A 15,203-nucleotide genomic window follows, 5' to 3' on the forward strand; every position below is an offset into this window, starting at 1 on the left:
CTGGCGTCAGCCGATGTGATAACCCGGTGTTGATTGCGCGATTTCGGCTTCCTCATCGGTCATGCCCACCGAAATGTCGCCGAACAAAGGCGTGCTCAGGTACCGCTCACCCGTGTCAGGCAGCATACACAGGACAGAAGCGCCGGGTTTGGCCTGTTCGGCGATTTCCATGGCCACGGCAAATGTCGCACCGCCGGAAATACCGGTCAGAATCCCCTCTTGGCTGGCCAGTTTCTGCGCCCATTCAACACCCGCCGGGCCGGGCACCGGGATCAGCTGATCGAAGTAACTGTTGTCGATGGATTCCTGAAGGACCGAGGGGATGAAATCCGGCGTCCAGCCCTGAATCACATGCGGTTCAAACGCCGGGTGGCTGGCAACGGGATCGTTGTCCTTGCCCCGCTCGGTCGCAATACCACTGCCCACCAGCTGCGCGTTGGCAGGCTCGGTCAGGATGATCTTCGTATCGGGCCACTCGGCACGCAGAACACGCGAGACACCGGTGATCGTGCCGCCGGTCCCATAGCCGGTCACGAAGTAATCCAGCGGCTCCCCGTTGAAATCGCCCAAAATTTCCCGCGCGGTCGTGGCGGCGTGAATCTCGGCATTGGCCGGTGTTTCGAACTGGCGCGCCAGGAACCAGCCGTGTTTTTCGGCCAGTTCGGCGGCCTTGCGATACATGCCAAAGCCTTTTTCTTCCTTGGGTGTCAGCACGACCTTGGCCCCCAGCATCCGCATCAATTGACGGCGTTCGGTGGAAAAGCTCTCGGCCATTGTGACGACCAGGGGGTAACCCTTTTGCGCACAGACCATAGCCAGACCGATGCCGGTATTGCCACTGGTCGCCTCGACCACGGTTTGACCGGGCTTCAGGGCCCCGCTGCGCTCGGCGGCCTCGATGATGTTGACTGCAAGGCGATCCTTGACCGAACCGGCGGGGTTGAAGGCCTCGAACTTCACGAACAGATTGACGCCTTCGGGCCCCAGATTATTGATGCGGATCGTGGGCGTGTTGCCGATCGTGTCGAGCACGCTGTCATAAATACGGCCATTGCCCGAGGTGGTTCTGAGCTTTGAGTCGGTCATCGGAAATCCTCACTTGATCACAGGTGCAATCCCATCTTTCTAACCTGCGTCCGGGTCAATGTCCCGAACCCTTTCTGTAAGCTCGGGCTAAAGATCCAAAATCACCTCGTTTGTTCCTTCAGCGGGTACGGCGCAACAGATCAGCACCTCGTCTTCGGAATGATCCGCCGTTGGCTCAGTGCGATAGGCGATTTTACCGGCGATTTTGCGCGTCAGGCAGCTGCCGCAAGACCCCGAGCGACAAGAGAAAGATGGCGCCAACCCCTCAGCCTCAGCCGTTTCCAACAGCGTCGGCCCGCCTTTCACCCAATTTGCCTTGTGCCCGCTGGCCTTGAAGATAACCTGGGCCGCCTCGGCCTCGGGCTGTGGTTTGGGTATGGCACCATCACCAGGACGCCGTTTCAACGCCGCAGGGCCAAAGCTTTCGGCGAATATCCGATCGTCCCTTGCACCCAGTTCGCGAAGCATGTCGTAGACGGCTTGCATGAAGGACGGCGGACCGCAGAGAAAGAAATCGTAGTCGTCCAAGGGCAGCGTGTCGCGGATCAGCGCGGGTGTGATGTAGCCTGCGGTATCAAAATCCACCCCTGCCTGCTTGCCCTTTTCGGGCCGCGAGATGACCGACACATAGCGGATCTTGCCATCGCTTGTCGCCTCGGCCCGGCGCAAATCCGTATGAAAGGCCCGCTGCGCCACGGTCTGCGCTGCGTGGAATACGGTTAGCCTGCGGGTGTGTCGGGTGCGCACACCTTCGTTCAGGACGTGGCGCATCATCGACATTATCGGCGTGATACCGACCCCTCCGGCAAACAGAACCGCGGGGCGGGGCTCGGCCGCGTTCAGATAGAACTGACCCTTGGGGGCCTGAACCTCTACAAGGTCTCCGACCGAAAGAGTGTCGTGCAAATGGTTCGACACGGTGCCACCGGGCTCGCGTTTGACCGAAATCCTGTAGCTGGAATCGCCCGGAGCAGAGGACACTGTGTAGGTGCGGGTCGCTGGTGTCTTGCCTTCAGGCCGCACGCGGAGCGTCAAGAACTGCCCCGCCTCAAAGGGCAACAGGGGCAAACTGTCCGTAGGCACAAGTTTAAAGGACCGGATCGCCTCGCTTTCATCGCGCACCGAGGAGACTTGCAGAGATCGCCACTGGTGACGCTGCGTTTCAGCTTTTTGCCGGGCTTCGGCAGACTTCCAGTCATCGGCCATCAGGCTGTTGGGTGAAAACTCCAAAAACTCGGCCCGGAACGGCAACGCATCATGGATGCGTCGCCCCTGGTCCAGATGAAACCACCAGCCTCGGCTTGCACCGTTGAAGGTCGCAATTTCGGGATGGTCTTCGCCCAGAACCTCAACCGTTCCAGTCAGCATCAGCAGATCGCCGGTCCGATAATCGGGAAACAGCAGACCTGCCCGTGGGTTTACAAGGAAATTGCCCAGCGTGTTAAAGAAGTTGTTACCGGCAAAGTCGGGCACCAGCAGGCTGTTGCCCTCGACCTTGACGAAACCGGGGCGCCCGCCCCTGTGCGACACGTCCACGCCTGAGTGTTCGGGCGTATCGCCGAAACTTGCCACGTAGAACGAATTGGCGGTAGAGATCATTTGCCGAGCCTGCGCATCCAGCGCTGAAAACCGATCGCTGGCGGGGCGGTCAATCTCGGCCTCGGGCTCTCGGACGAACGTCACATCATGAGTTTGAATATACTGCGGGCAATTCCCAAAAGACTGCACCACATCCAGCGAAAAGCCGCCCTCATCAACAAGACGCACGGTGGCATTCATGCGGTTGCGACGCCGCGTGGACAGCTCCAACCCCACCACCCCGATAGGCGCGCCGGTTTGCAACGCAGCGCCCAACGGGTCGTCATCCAAAAGCCGGACCCTGACATCAAGCTGCCGGTCTTGCGGCGAGCTGACGAACCCCGGTTTGCCCGATACCATGGACGCCCAAGGCCAACCATCGGAAGTGACGCTGCCCAGGACGATGAATGGAAGCTGGCCAAAGAACTCCCGATGCTGATCGGGCATATAGGGGCGGATAAAGTCCCGACCCACATGCTCCATCTTTTCCCGTTTCCCCACGCGCGACTGCATGGCTCGCTCACCTGCGTGAAAGGGCGATCTATCAACGGTGGCAGAAACACTCATGGCGAACCTCACGTGTCGGAAACAGGGGCCGGTTGCGCCGAGGCGCGACCGGGCAAGCTTGGGGTCAGGCGGCGTTCAGACCAGCCGCCGTGCGAGGCATCGGCACAAAGCCGTCGAGAGCCTCGACATTTGTCAGCAGGCGACGAACATTTGCATAGGGTTCCAGCGACACGCCGCCCTCGGGCGCGTGCGCGGTGTAGCTGTAGATCGCGACATCCGCGATGGTAGGCGCGTCGCCGACCAACCAATCCCGCCCTTCCAGATGCGCGTCCAGCTTTCCCAAAACCTTGGCGGCGGTGGCATGTGTGAAATCCACGTCCAGCGGCGCGTTGAACACGGTGATAAGCCGCGCGGCAGCAGGGCCGAAGGCGATCTCGCCTGCGGCGAGCGTCAGGAATTTCTGCACCTCGGCTTCAAGCACCGGATCTGTTGGCAGATAAGATGGTGCATATTTCCGGGCCAGATAGACCAAGATGGCATTGCTGTCGCTGACAACCACGTCACCGTCTTCCAGTACCGGCACCTGCCCTGCGGGGTTCAACGCCAAAAACGCATCGCCCTTGTGTTCACCTCCGACCAGATCAACATCGATGACGTCGTGCTTGATACCGGCAAGGCTGGCGAACAGAACCGCGCGGTGGGCATGGCCGGATAACGGGAAACTGTGAATTCGGATGGTATTGGACATCTGGTAACTCTTTCTCTGACTGAAGGGGTTCGGCTGAGGATCAGCATCTGGCACCAGACATAAATTGATTTTATCAAGGCGATAATATACCTATCTGATGAATTACTATGAACACGGCGTAGATAATGGATACAATCCAGGGCATGAGGGCCTTTGCGGCCGTGGCAGCGCATTCGTCCTTCACCGAAGGCGCGCGGCAGATTGGCATTAGCACCAAGCTGGCCAGCAAGTATGTCGGCCAACTCGAGGACCGCCTGAACGCCCAGCTGTTCAACCGCACCACCCGCAGCGTCACCCTAACCGATACTGGACGCGCCTATTACGAACGCTGCTTGCCGCTGTTGGAGCAGTTCGATGAACTGGAAGGCCTTGTCCAGCAACGCCAATCCGAACTGGCTGGCCGTATCCGGATCACCGCACCAACCGGGTTCGGGTCGGCGGAACTGATCCATATGTTGAAACCCTTTCAGACCGAACATGCAAAGGTCTCGATCGAACTGCACCTGTCGGATCACCATGTCCCGATGGTCGAGGAAGGCTATGATCTGGCTATTCGGTTTGGCGTCCTGAAAGACTCGAATCTTGTAGCCCGTAAACTCATGAATATGCGGATCGTATGCTGTGTGTCGCCGGGCTATCTGGCAGATTACGGACCCCCGAAAGACCCCGCGGCACTGGCTTCGCACAATTGCCTGTTGCAAACCACCGGCAGCAACATCGACCACTGGACCTTCAAGGGTCCGGACGGGGAGTATTCGGTTCCGGTGTCTGGCAATTTCCGCGCAAACTCGCCGCGCGCCGTGGCCCATATGGCTGCCGATGGGCTGGGGATCGGACGCATTCCTCTGTACACTGCACAGCCGTTCCTGAACGCGGGAAAACTGCAACTTATATTCGAAGCGCAAGAAGCGGTTTCGCTTGGCCTTTATGCCGCCTATCCGCAAAATCGCCATCTAACCGCCAGAATACGGGCGTTGATCGACTTTCTGGCGGCAGAGATGCGAGGAGCTTGAAGCTCGCTTATCTCAAATCCCCTTGAGGCACTTAAATCAATACATTTGCTATGGTTGCCAAATCACCTACCTATCTATAGATAGGTGACGCAATCAGCGTTTCTTTCCAAGAGTTTTAACCCCTGTACTTCTCAGCTGAAAGGATCGTTTCCATGGAACTCAACTCGGACTTCTCTTCCCGCGTCGTTGTTCACTCTGATCAGCTTGAGTGGCAGGCCTCGCCCATGACGGGCGTGGATCGGCGCATGTTGGACAGGATCGGGGGCGAGGTCGCCCGCGCTACCACTATCGTGCGCTTCGCGCCAGGCAGTCAGTTCTCGGCCCACACTCATACGGGAGGTGAGGAGTTCATCGTGCTGGACGGCGTATTTCAGGACGAACACGGAATTTCCCTGCCGGGACCTATGTGCGCAACCCGCCGACCAGCCAGCATACGCCGGGCTCGAAACCCGACTGCACCATCTTCGTCAAACTCTGGCAGTTCGACATGGACGACCGCACCCAGTTTCACAAAAAAATGGAGGATGAGTTGGCCGCCGCAGTGAATGGCGTAGCCGCTACGATCCTTCACAAGGACACACGCGACGAGGTCACCTAAAGCCACCTGGGCGCGGGCGCGGCCCTGACTTCCAACGCACCTGGTGGAATTGAATTGCTGGTTATCGACGGGTCAATCACCACCGAAGGCGACCAACTGAAAAAGAACGGCTTGTTACCTCTTCCCCAAGGCCAAGCCCTGTCGGCCATAGCAGGCCCAGATGGGGCGAAGGTCTGGATGAAAACCGGGTACCTACGCTATGCCCGCGCACTGCAGATCCAGGTGATTGCATTCACTTGCTCGGGAAATACAAAACCGGGCTGCAGTCTGACAGACTAAAAGGCTCGCATCGAAACGGAAAAGGCATGAAGCCGCATGGTCACCGACACCAAAACCGCTTTGCTGGACGTTGCGGAACGCGCCGCCCGCGCGTGCGGGTTTGACGGGTTCAGCTACGCTGATCTGGCCGAGGCCATCAGCATCCGCAAAGCGTCGCTCTACTTATCATTTTCCCACCAAGGCCACGCTGACCGCCGAGCTGATAAACAGATACCATGCGAAGCCTGAGGCAGAATGCCGGGAAACCGAAGCCACCCACGACACCGGGGCCGAACGCTTGCGAGCGCTGATCCGGCTATATCGAGATGCCTGAACGACGGCAAAACCCTGTGCCTGTGTGTGTCGCTGATCAGCAGTCGCGAAAGTCTGTCGGACGAGGTCATCGAAAAGACCAAAAGTTTCCGTGCCATGATGGCGGGGCGGATCGAGGCGGTCTTTGCACTCGGAACTACAGACAAGTCGATCTCAGGCGTCGCACATCCGACCTCGGAAGCTAGCGCTGCTGGAAGGGGCGCACCTGTCCGCCCGCGCTGAAGAGAGTGTGCAGACCTTTGACGAGGCCGTGGTCGTGCTGAAATCCCGCTGTTGATGCCGCTTCCGCGTTAAGCGCTATTTCTTACCGGCCACGATCCGATCAAGAATAAGCGCACAGAACAGGATCGCAAGACCAGCCAGAATGCCCTGCCCCGCCGCCGCGTATTGCAGCGCCTCCAAAACATCTTCGCCCAGCCCCTTGGCTCCGATCAGCGAGGCAACGACGACCATGGCCAGCGACATCAGAATGGTCTGGTTCACACCCGCCATGATGGTCTTGTGCGCCAGCGGCAGATCCACGCGCCACAACAGGTATCGTGGTGTAGCGCCGAATGCCATCGCAGCCTCACGCACGGTTTCGGGCACCTGTTGCAGGCCCAGAACGGTGAAACGGATTACCGGAGGGCTGCCGAAAATCATGGTGGCAACCACGCCCGCCGGTTTGCCCGACCCGATGAATGCCACCACCGGGATCAGATAGACGAAGGACGGCATCGACTGCATGAAATCCAGAATGGGCCGCACGATGGCAAAGGCACGCGGACGACGGGCACAATAGATTCCCAGCGGAATGCCTAATGTAATCGAGATCAGCGCCGCCGCCCCCAGCAGCGCAATCGTGGTCATCGCCTTTTCCCAGAAATCCAGCAAACCCAGATAGGCCAGCGCCGCCCCGGTGAAGATCGCTACGCGCGCTCCGGCGGACAGGTAGGCCAGCATGATGATCACCAGCGCCACGACTGGCCAGGGGGTATCGACAAGAACCACCTCGATCCAATCCAGAAGGGTGCGCATTCCATAGGTCAGCCCGTCGAAAAAGCCACGACCGGCAGTTTTGGTCCATTCGAACACTGCCTGCACGCCGTCGCCTACGTTTAGACGCCAGTCGCGGTTGGTCGGAAAGGTCTTCAGCACTGCCAGGGCATCAGGTTGCGCAAACTTGATCATCGACAGGATCACGACCACTCCGGTCAAGGCCGAGGCAACGATCAGTCGGGGCAACGACCATCCATGCGCAACGCTCGGGTCCGAGCGCCAGCGTGCGAACTGGCCCTCAAGCGTCCAGTTGGCCAGCGACGCCGCGAGAAACTTGACTGCTAGCAGCAGGATGATCCCGATCGCGAGATAGGTCAGGCCGGTTGAGTCCGCGCTTTTGGCGGCGTCCTGCGCTCCGGCCAGGGCACCCTCCAGCGACTCTGCCGCACGTTTCAGGGACTCCAGCGACGCGGCCCCGGATTGTTCTGCCGCCGCGATCTGTTGACGCCGCAACTCAAGTGTCTGCTCAATCTGCTCTGCCCGTTCGCGGAACTCACGTCCCAGATCGCCAAACAGGCCAAGTCCGATCTGGATGTAGGCCAACGTTTCCAGCAGCAAGAACCCCAGAAACCACGACCAGAGCCCCCTGGCCCCGAACCAGATTGGCCCCAGGAGCGCTGCCGCCTTGTTCAGAGTGAAGCGATAGCCTGGCGCCTGCATCATATAGGCAAAAGTTTTCTGGTAGTAGGATTGCCCCTGCCCCACGAAATCTCCGATCAGGCCATTTAGGCGGTCGGCGGTTTCCGGTTGGATCTGTTGCATATCAACATGTTTCATAGCGGTCCCCTTATGCCTGGCTGTCTTGAATCGCGCGGATTAGGCCCGCACGGTTGATCACACCCACGGTCTTGCCGTCCTGCGTCACCGCCACGACTCCGTGGCCGTCCACACAAAGGTTCATCAGATCTGACAGATCCATATCCGGATGGGCCTCTTTCGCGTCGTCGGGCACTTCGCCGTGATGCGCTTCGAACTCGTCGACCGGTTTCATCACTGCATGAGCGAAGATCATGTTGAGCTTGGAGATTCCCGCCACGAAATCCGCCACATAATCGTCGGCGGGATTGAGGATGATCTCTTCCGGTGTGCCGATCTGCACGATGCGCCCGTCCTTCATGATCGCAATGCGATGGCCGATGCGGATCGCTTCGTCGAGGTCATGGGTGATGAACATTGTGGTCTTGTTCAGCTTGTGGCTCAGATCCATGAACTGATCCTGCAACTGCTTGCGGATCAGTGGGTCGAGCGCCGAGAACGGCTCATCCATCAGCAAAATCTCCGGGTCGGCAGCGATGGCCCGGGCCAGACCCACGCGCTGCTGCATCCCGCCCGACAGCTCATGGGCGTATTTATCCTCCCAGCCGTTTAGCTCGACCAGTTCCAACACCCGGTCGGCTTCTTCCCAACGACGGGCTTTGCCTGTGCCACGTATTTCCAGCGGCATCGCAACGTTGTCACGCACAGTACGGTGGGGCATCAGGCCGAAGTTTTGGAACACCATTGCGACACGGCGGTTACGCAGGTCGCGCAGGCCCTCATCATTCAGGCCCATCACATCATCACCGTCCAGATAGATATGACCATCGGTCGGCTCCAGCAGACGGTTCACATGGCGTACAAGGGTCGATTTGCCCGAGCCTGACAGGCCCATGACACAGAACAGCTCACCCCGTTCGATCTCGAAACTTGCATCGGCCACTCCAACAACGCAGTTGAAGCGATCCAGCACCTCGGCCTTGCTCAGTCCTTCACTGTGGATGGCGTTCAAAGCCTCTTGCGACCGTGCGCCGAATACTTTCCAAACGCCTTTTGCATCGATTGCGATTTCCGCTGTCATATCGGCCCCACCGCTGTTGATTGTGTTGAGTGGTGCCCCCGGAAACCCGGGGGCAAATTGGCTTTAGTTGGTGGTCAGGCCCAGCCAGCCGTCGATCGTGTCGCCATTGGCGGCGATCCATTCGGCCACGACCTCATCGGTGTCACGGCCCTTGACCACAACCTCGTAGGTCAAACCGCTCAGCTCACCCGCATCCATGTCGATATTGGCTAAGAACGAAGCCGCCGCCGGGTTGCGCTGCTCCAGCGATTTCGAATGCGCAACTGTCACGGTTTTGACCGGCTCGCCAGTGCTGACATGCGATTTGTTGTACCAGTCCGCGTCCTGATCCGGCTGCACCATTTTGTAGGTAGCCGCGTCATGCTCGGGCTCTTCCAGAATAGTCACGTCATATAACGCATGGACGTAATGCGGCGCATAGCAGTAGAAGGCCGCGCCTTTCTGCTGGTCGATCTGATCCTTCAGCCGCGAATAGAACACGGTTTCATCTTCGGTAGTCGGCGTCAGAAAGGTCTCTATCCCGTAATCACGCACCCGTACCTTGAACGTGTTGGTTGAGGCCCAGCCGGATGCACCAACCCAAACTTCTCCCAGGCCGTCACCATCCGAATCGAACAGTTCCTGCGCCATTGGCGTGGCCAAATCGTAGATGGATTTGATGTTGTGATCATCTACCATGTAGTTCGGCACGCAAATCCCGGCACGGCCCTCATAACTGCCAGAGGACAGTGCCACGGTACCTTTCTGATCGACATATTCATCCGTGAACGAGGACTGGTTCGGTAGCCAGACATCCGGGTGCACGTCAATATCCCCGCGCCCGCCATCCATGGCGGCAAAGATCACCGCATTGGCGCCGGGGGCATAACCGACCTCACCGCCCAGACGGGTTTCGATGACCTGGCCAATCACCCGGCTCATGATCTTGGCGCCGGGCCAGCTGGGCTCACCCACCATGACCTTTTCTTGTGCCATCGCCGTTGTTGCGCCCAAAGTCAGGGCCAGAGTTGCGGTCAATGTGAGTTTCTTCATAGGTCTTCTCCCATAGCGTTGAGTTACATGCGCATCAGGCGCGCGCCCGCTTGCGTTGCGGGTCTATGAATGGAATGTCAGAGACGGAGGCTTTCAGGCGTTTCATCCGCCCGTCGAGCTGGCCGATCTCCAGTTGGGTGCCGTTATCCGCGTGTTCGACCGACAGCCTTGCCATTGCAATCGCGTGTTCCAGCATCGGTGAGCGAGTGGCCGAGGTGACCACACCCACCTGCCGCTCACCCGCAAAAATCGGGGCACCATGTCGGGGCAGATCATCGCAGCCTATCAACAGCCCTTTGAGCACCCGGCGCGGCTCGCGCGCATTGCGTTCCAGCGCGGCCTTTCCGGTGAAATCGGATTTAGTCAGGTCAACGGCAAAGCCCAACCCGGCCTCAAACGCATCCACGCCCGGCGCGAACTCAGCGTTGGCCGCGGCCAAACCGGCCTCAATCCGGATGATGTCCAGCGCGGCCAAGCCCATCGGGGTGATCCCGAATTCTTCACCGGCGGCCATTACCGCGTCCCAGATCGCAACGGCGTCGGATTTGGAGCAGAAAATCTCGTACCCCAATTCCCCGGTATAACCCGAGCGGGACAACATGAAAGGCGCGCCCTCGCGGTCGTTCAGCCGCGCGACAGTGACACCAAACCATTTCAGATGGTCCAGCGATGGCACGTGCGGTTGCGTAAAGGCAATTTTGCGCAACAACTCGCGCGATTTAGGCCCTTGGATGGCCAGGTTCGGCATCGCGCCACGCAACGCGTGGACACGCACTTGCAGGCCGCGCGCGTCGGCCAGTTCCTGCAACGCCCGCCCACTTTCTTCGGCCCCGCAACACCAACGGAAAATCTCTGGCGCAAGGCGGAACAAGGTGCCATCATCGATGACCGAGCCACTTTCGTCGCACATCAAGGTATAAGACCCGCGCCAGACCGGCAGTTTCGCCACGTTGCGAGTCGTGGCCAGTTGCATCAGCGCCTCGGCATCCGGGCCGACGATGTCGAACTTGCGCAGGCCGCTCATATCCTGCACGGTCACAGCTTCACGGCAGGCCCAGTATTCACCCAAAGTACCATGGGCAGGGTAGCTGACGGGAGCCCACAGATCGCGCGCCGGGGCAAAATGCTGGGTCAGCGGGGCAAGACGGTCGTGAAAGGCGGACTCCTGACTGATCGACATGGGGGCATCTTCCTTTTCACGATAGGCAACCGCGCGGCGGATAGGTGTTTTGGCGCGGTAGATGCGCACATGCACATCGGTCGGGTTCCAACCGTTGATCGGATCGATATCATCGGGACAGGCGGTCGAGACGCAGACCAGATCCTCAAGCGCGCGCATGGTCACATAGTCTCCGGGCCGCGAGTAGGATTCCTCGGTCAGAATGTGATGCGTTGCCGGGTCGATCCATGTGTTCCAGAAGAAGTTGATCGCAGGCCACGCCGAGCGCCGTGCTACGCCATAAGGTGCCAGTGCGTTCGACATGTTGTCAGAACAATTCAGATGACCGGGGAAGCCCCGCTCCTCATAACCACGCGCGGTGCAGGCCAGACCAAATGTGTCATGCCGCCCGCAGGTATCCTGTACGACGTTCAGCAAGGGCCGCATCTCACGGTCGAAAAACTTGTCCAGCAAACCGGGGCCGGGGTAGGCGCGTCGCACCATCGACCGGGTGGCGGTCGAGTCGATCATCCACTCGGCCCCCCGGTCCAAACCATCGGACCGCAGCGCCATGAAATCGGAGCATTGCTGCCCCTCGACATCAATGATCTGAACGAATTCCCCCGCCTTAAGCTCATAGGCGAAGGCGCTGCCCCGCGGCACGGTGAATTCATCCCGCGTGTCTCCCAGCAGGGGGGGCAAATGCGGACCTCTCGAAGCTGTAGGTTTATGTCGGACCGTGACACAATCAGTATTTGCGCCCTTGATCAAAGCCGAAGCCGCCACGGGCCGGATGGCCCAGACGGTTACCTTCTGATCCGTTCGCAGGATCAACGGCTCGGCGGTCTGACACAGTTGGTGACCGGAAACGGGTAGCCCCCCGCCCTGCGCCTCGATCCAGCCAGTAAAACCGGCGCTGTCAAAATCAGCGCAATTGATCTGTGTGTTCGCCGCCAATCCCAAAGCTTCGTGAGTGGCCTGCCCGTCCTCGGTGAACACTGCCAGTTCCAGCGGTTGACCCGAGCCGAGGCCTTCCAGCGACAGCAAATCCCCAGGCATCATTGTCAGCCGAACCGTCTCTCGCGGGGCCAGCTTGTGCGTCCGCGTGCCCGAGGCCTTTGGGAACCCCGGAAACCGGCGGCCGGGGCTGTCCAGCCCGGTATTCGTGAACGCATGTAAGACCGAAGATTCCTGCATAGTGGTTTCAGATTCTTGCTATGTAACTAGTTACAGAGCTTGCTGAAACTAGTTACATATGTCAACTCTTTCCTTAATGATCAGCAAAACGGATGCAAAAACCGGTGACGCAAAAAGCCCCTGAGCCCAAAAAACGCGCAAATCTCAGAGATGTAGCAAAAGTCGCGGGCGTATCGGTCGCCACGGTGTCCCGGGTCCTGAATGAGCCCGGCGTGGTAAAGAAAGACACGCTGGAAAAGGTTCAGGCCGCAATTGCCCGGCTTAAATTCGTTCCCAGCGCTGCCGCGCGGGCGATCAATTCCGGACGAACCCGGTTTGTCGGAGCGTTGGTGCCCACTCTGGACAACGCGATCTTTGCCCGCTTCCTTGCAGCACTCGAACGCACCTTGTCTGAAAACCAGCTGTCTCTTGTTGTGGCCACAACCGACTCAGACCCGGATATCGAGGCTGAAAAAGCGAAAAGCCTGGTGGATATCGGGGCCGAAGGCCTGATCATCACCGGTGCCACCCACAGCGCCGCGTTTCATGATCTGATCGAGCGGACAATGCTGCCGACCATCATCACCTCTTTCTACGATGCAGAAAACCCGCTGCCGACCATCGGATATGACAACGCAGGCGCAGCGCAACTTGCCTTGCAGCATCTGATTGATCTGGGTCACCAACACATCGCGGTTGTGCATGGCCCCACACATGACAATGACCGGACCCGGGCACGCCTGTCCGGTTTGCGTGCCTTGCCCATGGCCGGTGAGCTGACAACGTTCGAGACAGGTATCAGCCACCGGGGAGGGGCTGAGATCGCCAGACAGATATGCGCCCTGCCCCAGAAGCCGGACGCCATTCTAAGCCTGTCGGACGTCGTCGCGCTTGGTGTCTTGTTTGGGCTTCAGTCCGAAGGCCTTTCCGTGCCCGGCGATGTTTCACTGGTCGGGATTGACGATTTGCCCAGCTCCGCCGCAGCAGTACCCTCCATCACAACGGTGCATTTGCCCGTGACCCAAATGGGCGAACGCGCGGCGGTCGCTCTGGCAAACTGGATATCGGAACAGAAAAGGCCGGGGTCGGAACAGCTTGAGGCGCGATTGATCGAACGGCAATCGGCCATTTCTCGCAAAACCAGCTAGGTGGCACTGCCTTCGCCGTAGTTCCGGGCCTTGGACATCTTGCCGATGCCTGGGTTGAACGAGTTGGTCGGATCACAGCACTTGTAGTGCGCCGCCAGATCAGGCTTGGCTTTGTAAAGGTGCCCGACATTGTGCTCAGCCGGGTATTCCGCGCCGCGCTGATCGAAGAGTTCCAGCATCGCTGCTTTCAGCGCCTTTGGGTCGGCACCCTTTTTGACCACGTAGTCCTGATGCATCACATGGCACATGAAATGGCCGTAATACAGCTTGTGAACCAGTTTGCCTTCAATCTCGGGCGGCAATTTCTCCAGCCAATCCTGATCGTTGCGGCGCAGCGCGACGTCCAGCGCGATAATATCTTCGACCTCATTCGCGTGGATCGCCATATAGCGCACGGCGGCACCAGCGGCGGCAAAGCGGTGCAGACCTGCAATCTTGGCTTCACGCGCCGTGCATTCGAAGAAATCCGCATCACGGCCCTTCAGGAGTACTGGCAGCCAATCCCCGGCCTCTGCGATGCCGTCATCCTTCATTTTCAGGATCAGGTGATGCTCGTAGCGGTCACGGAACTCTATCATCCGTTTCGGCAGAACCCGCGGCCAGATTGAGACAGCCGCCTGCATGAACCGGTCGGTAAAATTGCGTAGGAACGGGATACGCCGCAACCGCGCATCGACGGCGCCCTTCATGGCAAAGAACATTGGCAGCCGGTCAGTGCCCAGCTTGTCGATCATGACAACCGTGTCCTTGCCATAACGCGCGGTGATGTCGAATACCTCGCGCTGCATGTATTCGGCGGATACCGGCAGCGAGTTGAATTCGGACAGGATATGCCGACGTAACGCAGCCAGATCGTCGGAACTGTTACTGCCGATGTAAAAGACCTTTTCGGCTTCGTTCTTTGGGAAGGTGTCGAGGCGCACGGCAAAGACCGCCATCTTTCCAGCCGACCCGGCGGATTCGAACAACTTGGCCTTGTCCGCATTGAACCGCGCCGGAGTTTCGGCATCCACGTCCCGCACGATCTGCGCGTAATCACTGGCCGAGGCGCGTTTGTTCGTTGCCCCCGGGTTGCGGTCAAACTTACCGGCATCCAGGCTGGACAGTATTTCTTCGGGCGTGTTGCCCAGATCAATGCCCAGGTGGTTCACCAGTTCCAACTCGCCTGCTTCAGTGATCTGCGCGTAAACCGAAAGTTCGGTATAGACCGGCCCGCGCTCAACCAGCGACCCGCCCGAGTTGTTGCACACACCACCGACAATCGACGCGCCGATACAAGACGACCCAATCACCGAATGCGGCTCTCGCCCCAGCGGGGCAAGCATTTTTTCCAATGCAAAAAGCGTGGCACCGGGAAAGCTGACGATCTGTTCACCATTGTTCAGCGACACCAGAGCATCCATGCGGCGGGTGTTGATCAGCACCACGTCGCGGTCATAGCTACCCGAAGGGGTTGAGCCTTCGGTCAGACCCGTATTGGCGGCCTGCATGATGACGATCTTGTCAGCGGCCACGCAGGCCTGCAGCACTTTCCATTGTTCCAGCAGGCTGCCCGGCTGAAGGACACACAACGCCTCGCCCTCACCCGAGCGGAAACCGCGACGGAACCGCTCTGTCGCGCGTTTTCCGGTCAGGACGTGGCGCGCCCCAACGATGGAACGAAAATGCCGGATCAGTTCATCATTGGTCATG

The 15,203-nt window shown here is 59.1% G+C and carries 12 protein-coding genes and 1 pseudogene; 5 read left to right on the forward strand and 8 right to left on the reverse strand.

Annotation, left to right across the window (positions count from 1 at the left end):
• Positions 1-6 precede the first annotated feature (6 nt).
• The 3 genes from cysK to ACR0IK_RS12075 form a co-directional block, all read right to left on the reverse strand.
• Positions 7-1,086, reverse strand: a complete 1,080-nt coding sequence (gene cysK / locus ACR0IK_RS12065) for a cysteine synthase A (protein WP_480641665.1) — start codon at positions 1,084-1,086, stop codon at positions 7-9.
• 87 nt (positions 1,087-1,173) lie between these two features.
• Positions 1,174-3,177, reverse strand: a complete 2,004-nt coding sequence (locus tag ACR0IK_RS12070; protein WP_480641666.1) for an FAD-binding oxidoreductase — start codon at positions 3,175-3,177, stop codon at positions 1,174-1,176.
• Positions 3,178-3,295: 118 nt separating this feature from the next.
• A complete protein-coding gene (locus ACR0IK_RS12075) occupies positions 3,296-3,919 on the reverse strand; it encodes a glutathione S-transferase family protein (protein ID WP_480591556.1) in 624 nt (207 codons plus the stop codon).
• A gap of 125 nt (positions 3,920-4,044) precedes the next feature.
• Here ACR0IK_RS12075 and ACR0IK_RS12080 point away from each other — a divergent pair, with 125 nt between their 5' ends.
• From ACR0IK_RS12080 to ACR0IK_RS12095, 4 genes and pseudogenes are all read left to right on the forward strand, one after another.
• On the forward strand, positions 4,045-4,932 hold the full coding sequence (locus ACR0IK_RS12080) for a LysR family transcriptional regulator (RefSeq protein WP_480641667.1): 888 nt from the start codon (positions 4,045-4,047) through the stop codon (positions 4,930-4,932).
• 152 nt (positions 4,933-5,084) lie between these two features.
• Positions 5,085-5,809 (forward strand): annotated as a pseudogene (locus ACR0IK_RS12085) (cupin domain-containing protein).
• A gap of 36 nt (positions 5,810-5,845) precedes the next feature.
• On the forward strand, positions 5,846-6,037 hold the full coding sequence (locus ACR0IK_RS12090; RefSeq protein WP_480591562.1) for a hypothetical protein: 192 nt from the start codon (positions 5,846-5,848) through the stop codon (positions 6,035-6,037).
• Positions 6,038-6,043: 6 nt separating this feature from the next.
• Positions 6,044-6,343, forward strand: coding sequence for a hypothetical protein (locus tag ACR0IK_RS12095; RefSeq protein WP_480641668.1), 300 nt, complete (start codon positions 6,044-6,046; stop codon positions 6,341-6,343).
• A gap of 75 nt (positions 6,344-6,418) precedes the next feature.
• Here the strand turns inward: ACR0IK_RS12095 and ACR0IK_RS12100 are convergent, their stop codons facing one another.
• The 4 genes from ACR0IK_RS12100 to ACR0IK_RS12115 form a co-directional block, all read right to left on the reverse strand.
• The gene (locus ACR0IK_RS12100) at positions 6,419-7,936 is read right to left on the reverse strand and encodes an ABC transporter permease (protein WP_480641669.1); all 1,518 of its coding nucleotides are present in this window, start codon (positions 7,934-7,936) and stop codon (positions 6,419-6,421) included.
• Between the two features lie 10 nt (positions 7,937-7,946).
• Positions 7,947-8,996, reverse strand: coding sequence for a quaternary amine ABC transporter ATP-binding protein (locus tag ACR0IK_RS12105; protein ID WP_480591571.1), 1,050 nt, complete (start codon positions 8,994-8,996; stop codon positions 7,947-7,949).
• A gap of 63 nt (positions 8,997-9,059) precedes the next feature.
• Entirely contained in the window at positions 9,060-10,028 is a 969-nt protein-coding gene (locus ACR0IK_RS12110) for an ABC transporter substrate-binding protein (protein ID WP_480591574.1), read from the reverse strand.
• A 34-nt stretch (positions 10,029-10,062) separates the two neighbouring features.
• Complete coding sequence (locus ACR0IK_RS12115; protein ID WP_480641670.1) at positions 10,063-12,384, reverse strand: DUF1989 domain-containing protein; 2,322 nt, start codon at positions 12,382-12,384, stop codon at positions 10,063-10,065.
• Positions 12,385-12,488: 104 nt separating this feature from the next.
• Between ACR0IK_RS12115 and ACR0IK_RS12120 the strand changes: the two genes are divergently transcribed.
• Positions 12,489-13,511, forward strand: a complete 1,023-nt coding sequence (locus ACR0IK_RS12120; RefSeq protein WP_480641671.1) for a LacI family DNA-binding transcriptional regulator — start codon at positions 12,489-12,491, stop codon at positions 13,509-13,511.
• Here the strand turns inward: ACR0IK_RS12120 and dld are convergent.
• Entirely contained in the window at positions 13,508-15,202 is a 1,695-nt protein-coding gene (gene dld / locus ACR0IK_RS12125; RefSeq protein ID WP_480641672.1) for a D-lactate dehydrogenase, read from the reverse strand. The genes ACR0IK_RS12120 and dld overlap by 4 nt on opposite strands.
• Between the last annotated feature and the right edge of the window lies 1 nt (position 15,203).

This window comes from Ruegeria sp. BF7, from assembly GCF_056538605.1.

Excerpts from the sequence above, each read along its gene's own strand:
- cysK (WP_480641665.1), bottom strand. The coding sequence starts at position 1,086 with ATGACCGACTCAAAGCTCAGAACCACCTCGGGCAATGGCCGTATTTAT.
- ACR0IK_RS12070 (WP_480641666.1), bottom strand. The coding sequence starts at position 3,177 with ATGCAGTCGCGCGTGGGGAAACGGGAAAAGATGGAGCATGTGGGTCGG.
- ACR0IK_RS12075 (WP_480591556.1), bottom strand. The coding sequence starts at position 3,919 with ATGTCCAATACCATCCGAATTCACAGTTTCCCGTTATCCGGCCATGCC.
- ACR0IK_RS12080 (WP_480641667.1), top strand. The coding sequence starts at position 4,045 with ATGGATACAATCCAGGGCATGAGGGCCTTTGCGGCCGTGGCAGCGCAT.
- ACR0IK_RS12090 (WP_480591562.1), top strand. The coding sequence starts at position 5,846 with ATGGTCACCGACACCAAAACCGCTTTGCTGGACGTTGCGGAACGCGCC.
- ACR0IK_RS12095 (WP_480641668.1), top strand. The coding sequence starts at position 6,044 with ATGCCGGGAAACCGAAGCCACCCACGACACCGGGGCCGAACGCTTGCG.
- ACR0IK_RS12100 (WP_480641669.1), bottom strand. The coding sequence starts at position 7,936 with ATGAAACATGTTGATATGCAACAGATCCAACCGGAAACCGCCGACCGC.
- ACR0IK_RS12105 (WP_480591571.1), bottom strand. The coding sequence starts at position 8,996 with ATGACAGCGGAAATCGCAATCGATGCAAAAGGCGTTTGGAAAGTATTC.
- ACR0IK_RS12110 (WP_480591574.1), bottom strand. The coding sequence starts at position 10,028 with ATGAAGAAACTCACATTGACCGCAACTCTGGCCCTGACTTTGGGCGCA.
- ACR0IK_RS12115 (WP_480641670.1), bottom strand. The coding sequence starts at position 12,384 with ATGCAGGAATCTTCGGTCTTACATGCGTTCACGAATACCGGGCTGGAC.
- dld (WP_480641672.1), bottom strand. The coding sequence starts at position 15,202 with ATGACCAATGATGAACTGATCCGGCATTTTCGTTCCATCGTTGGGGCG.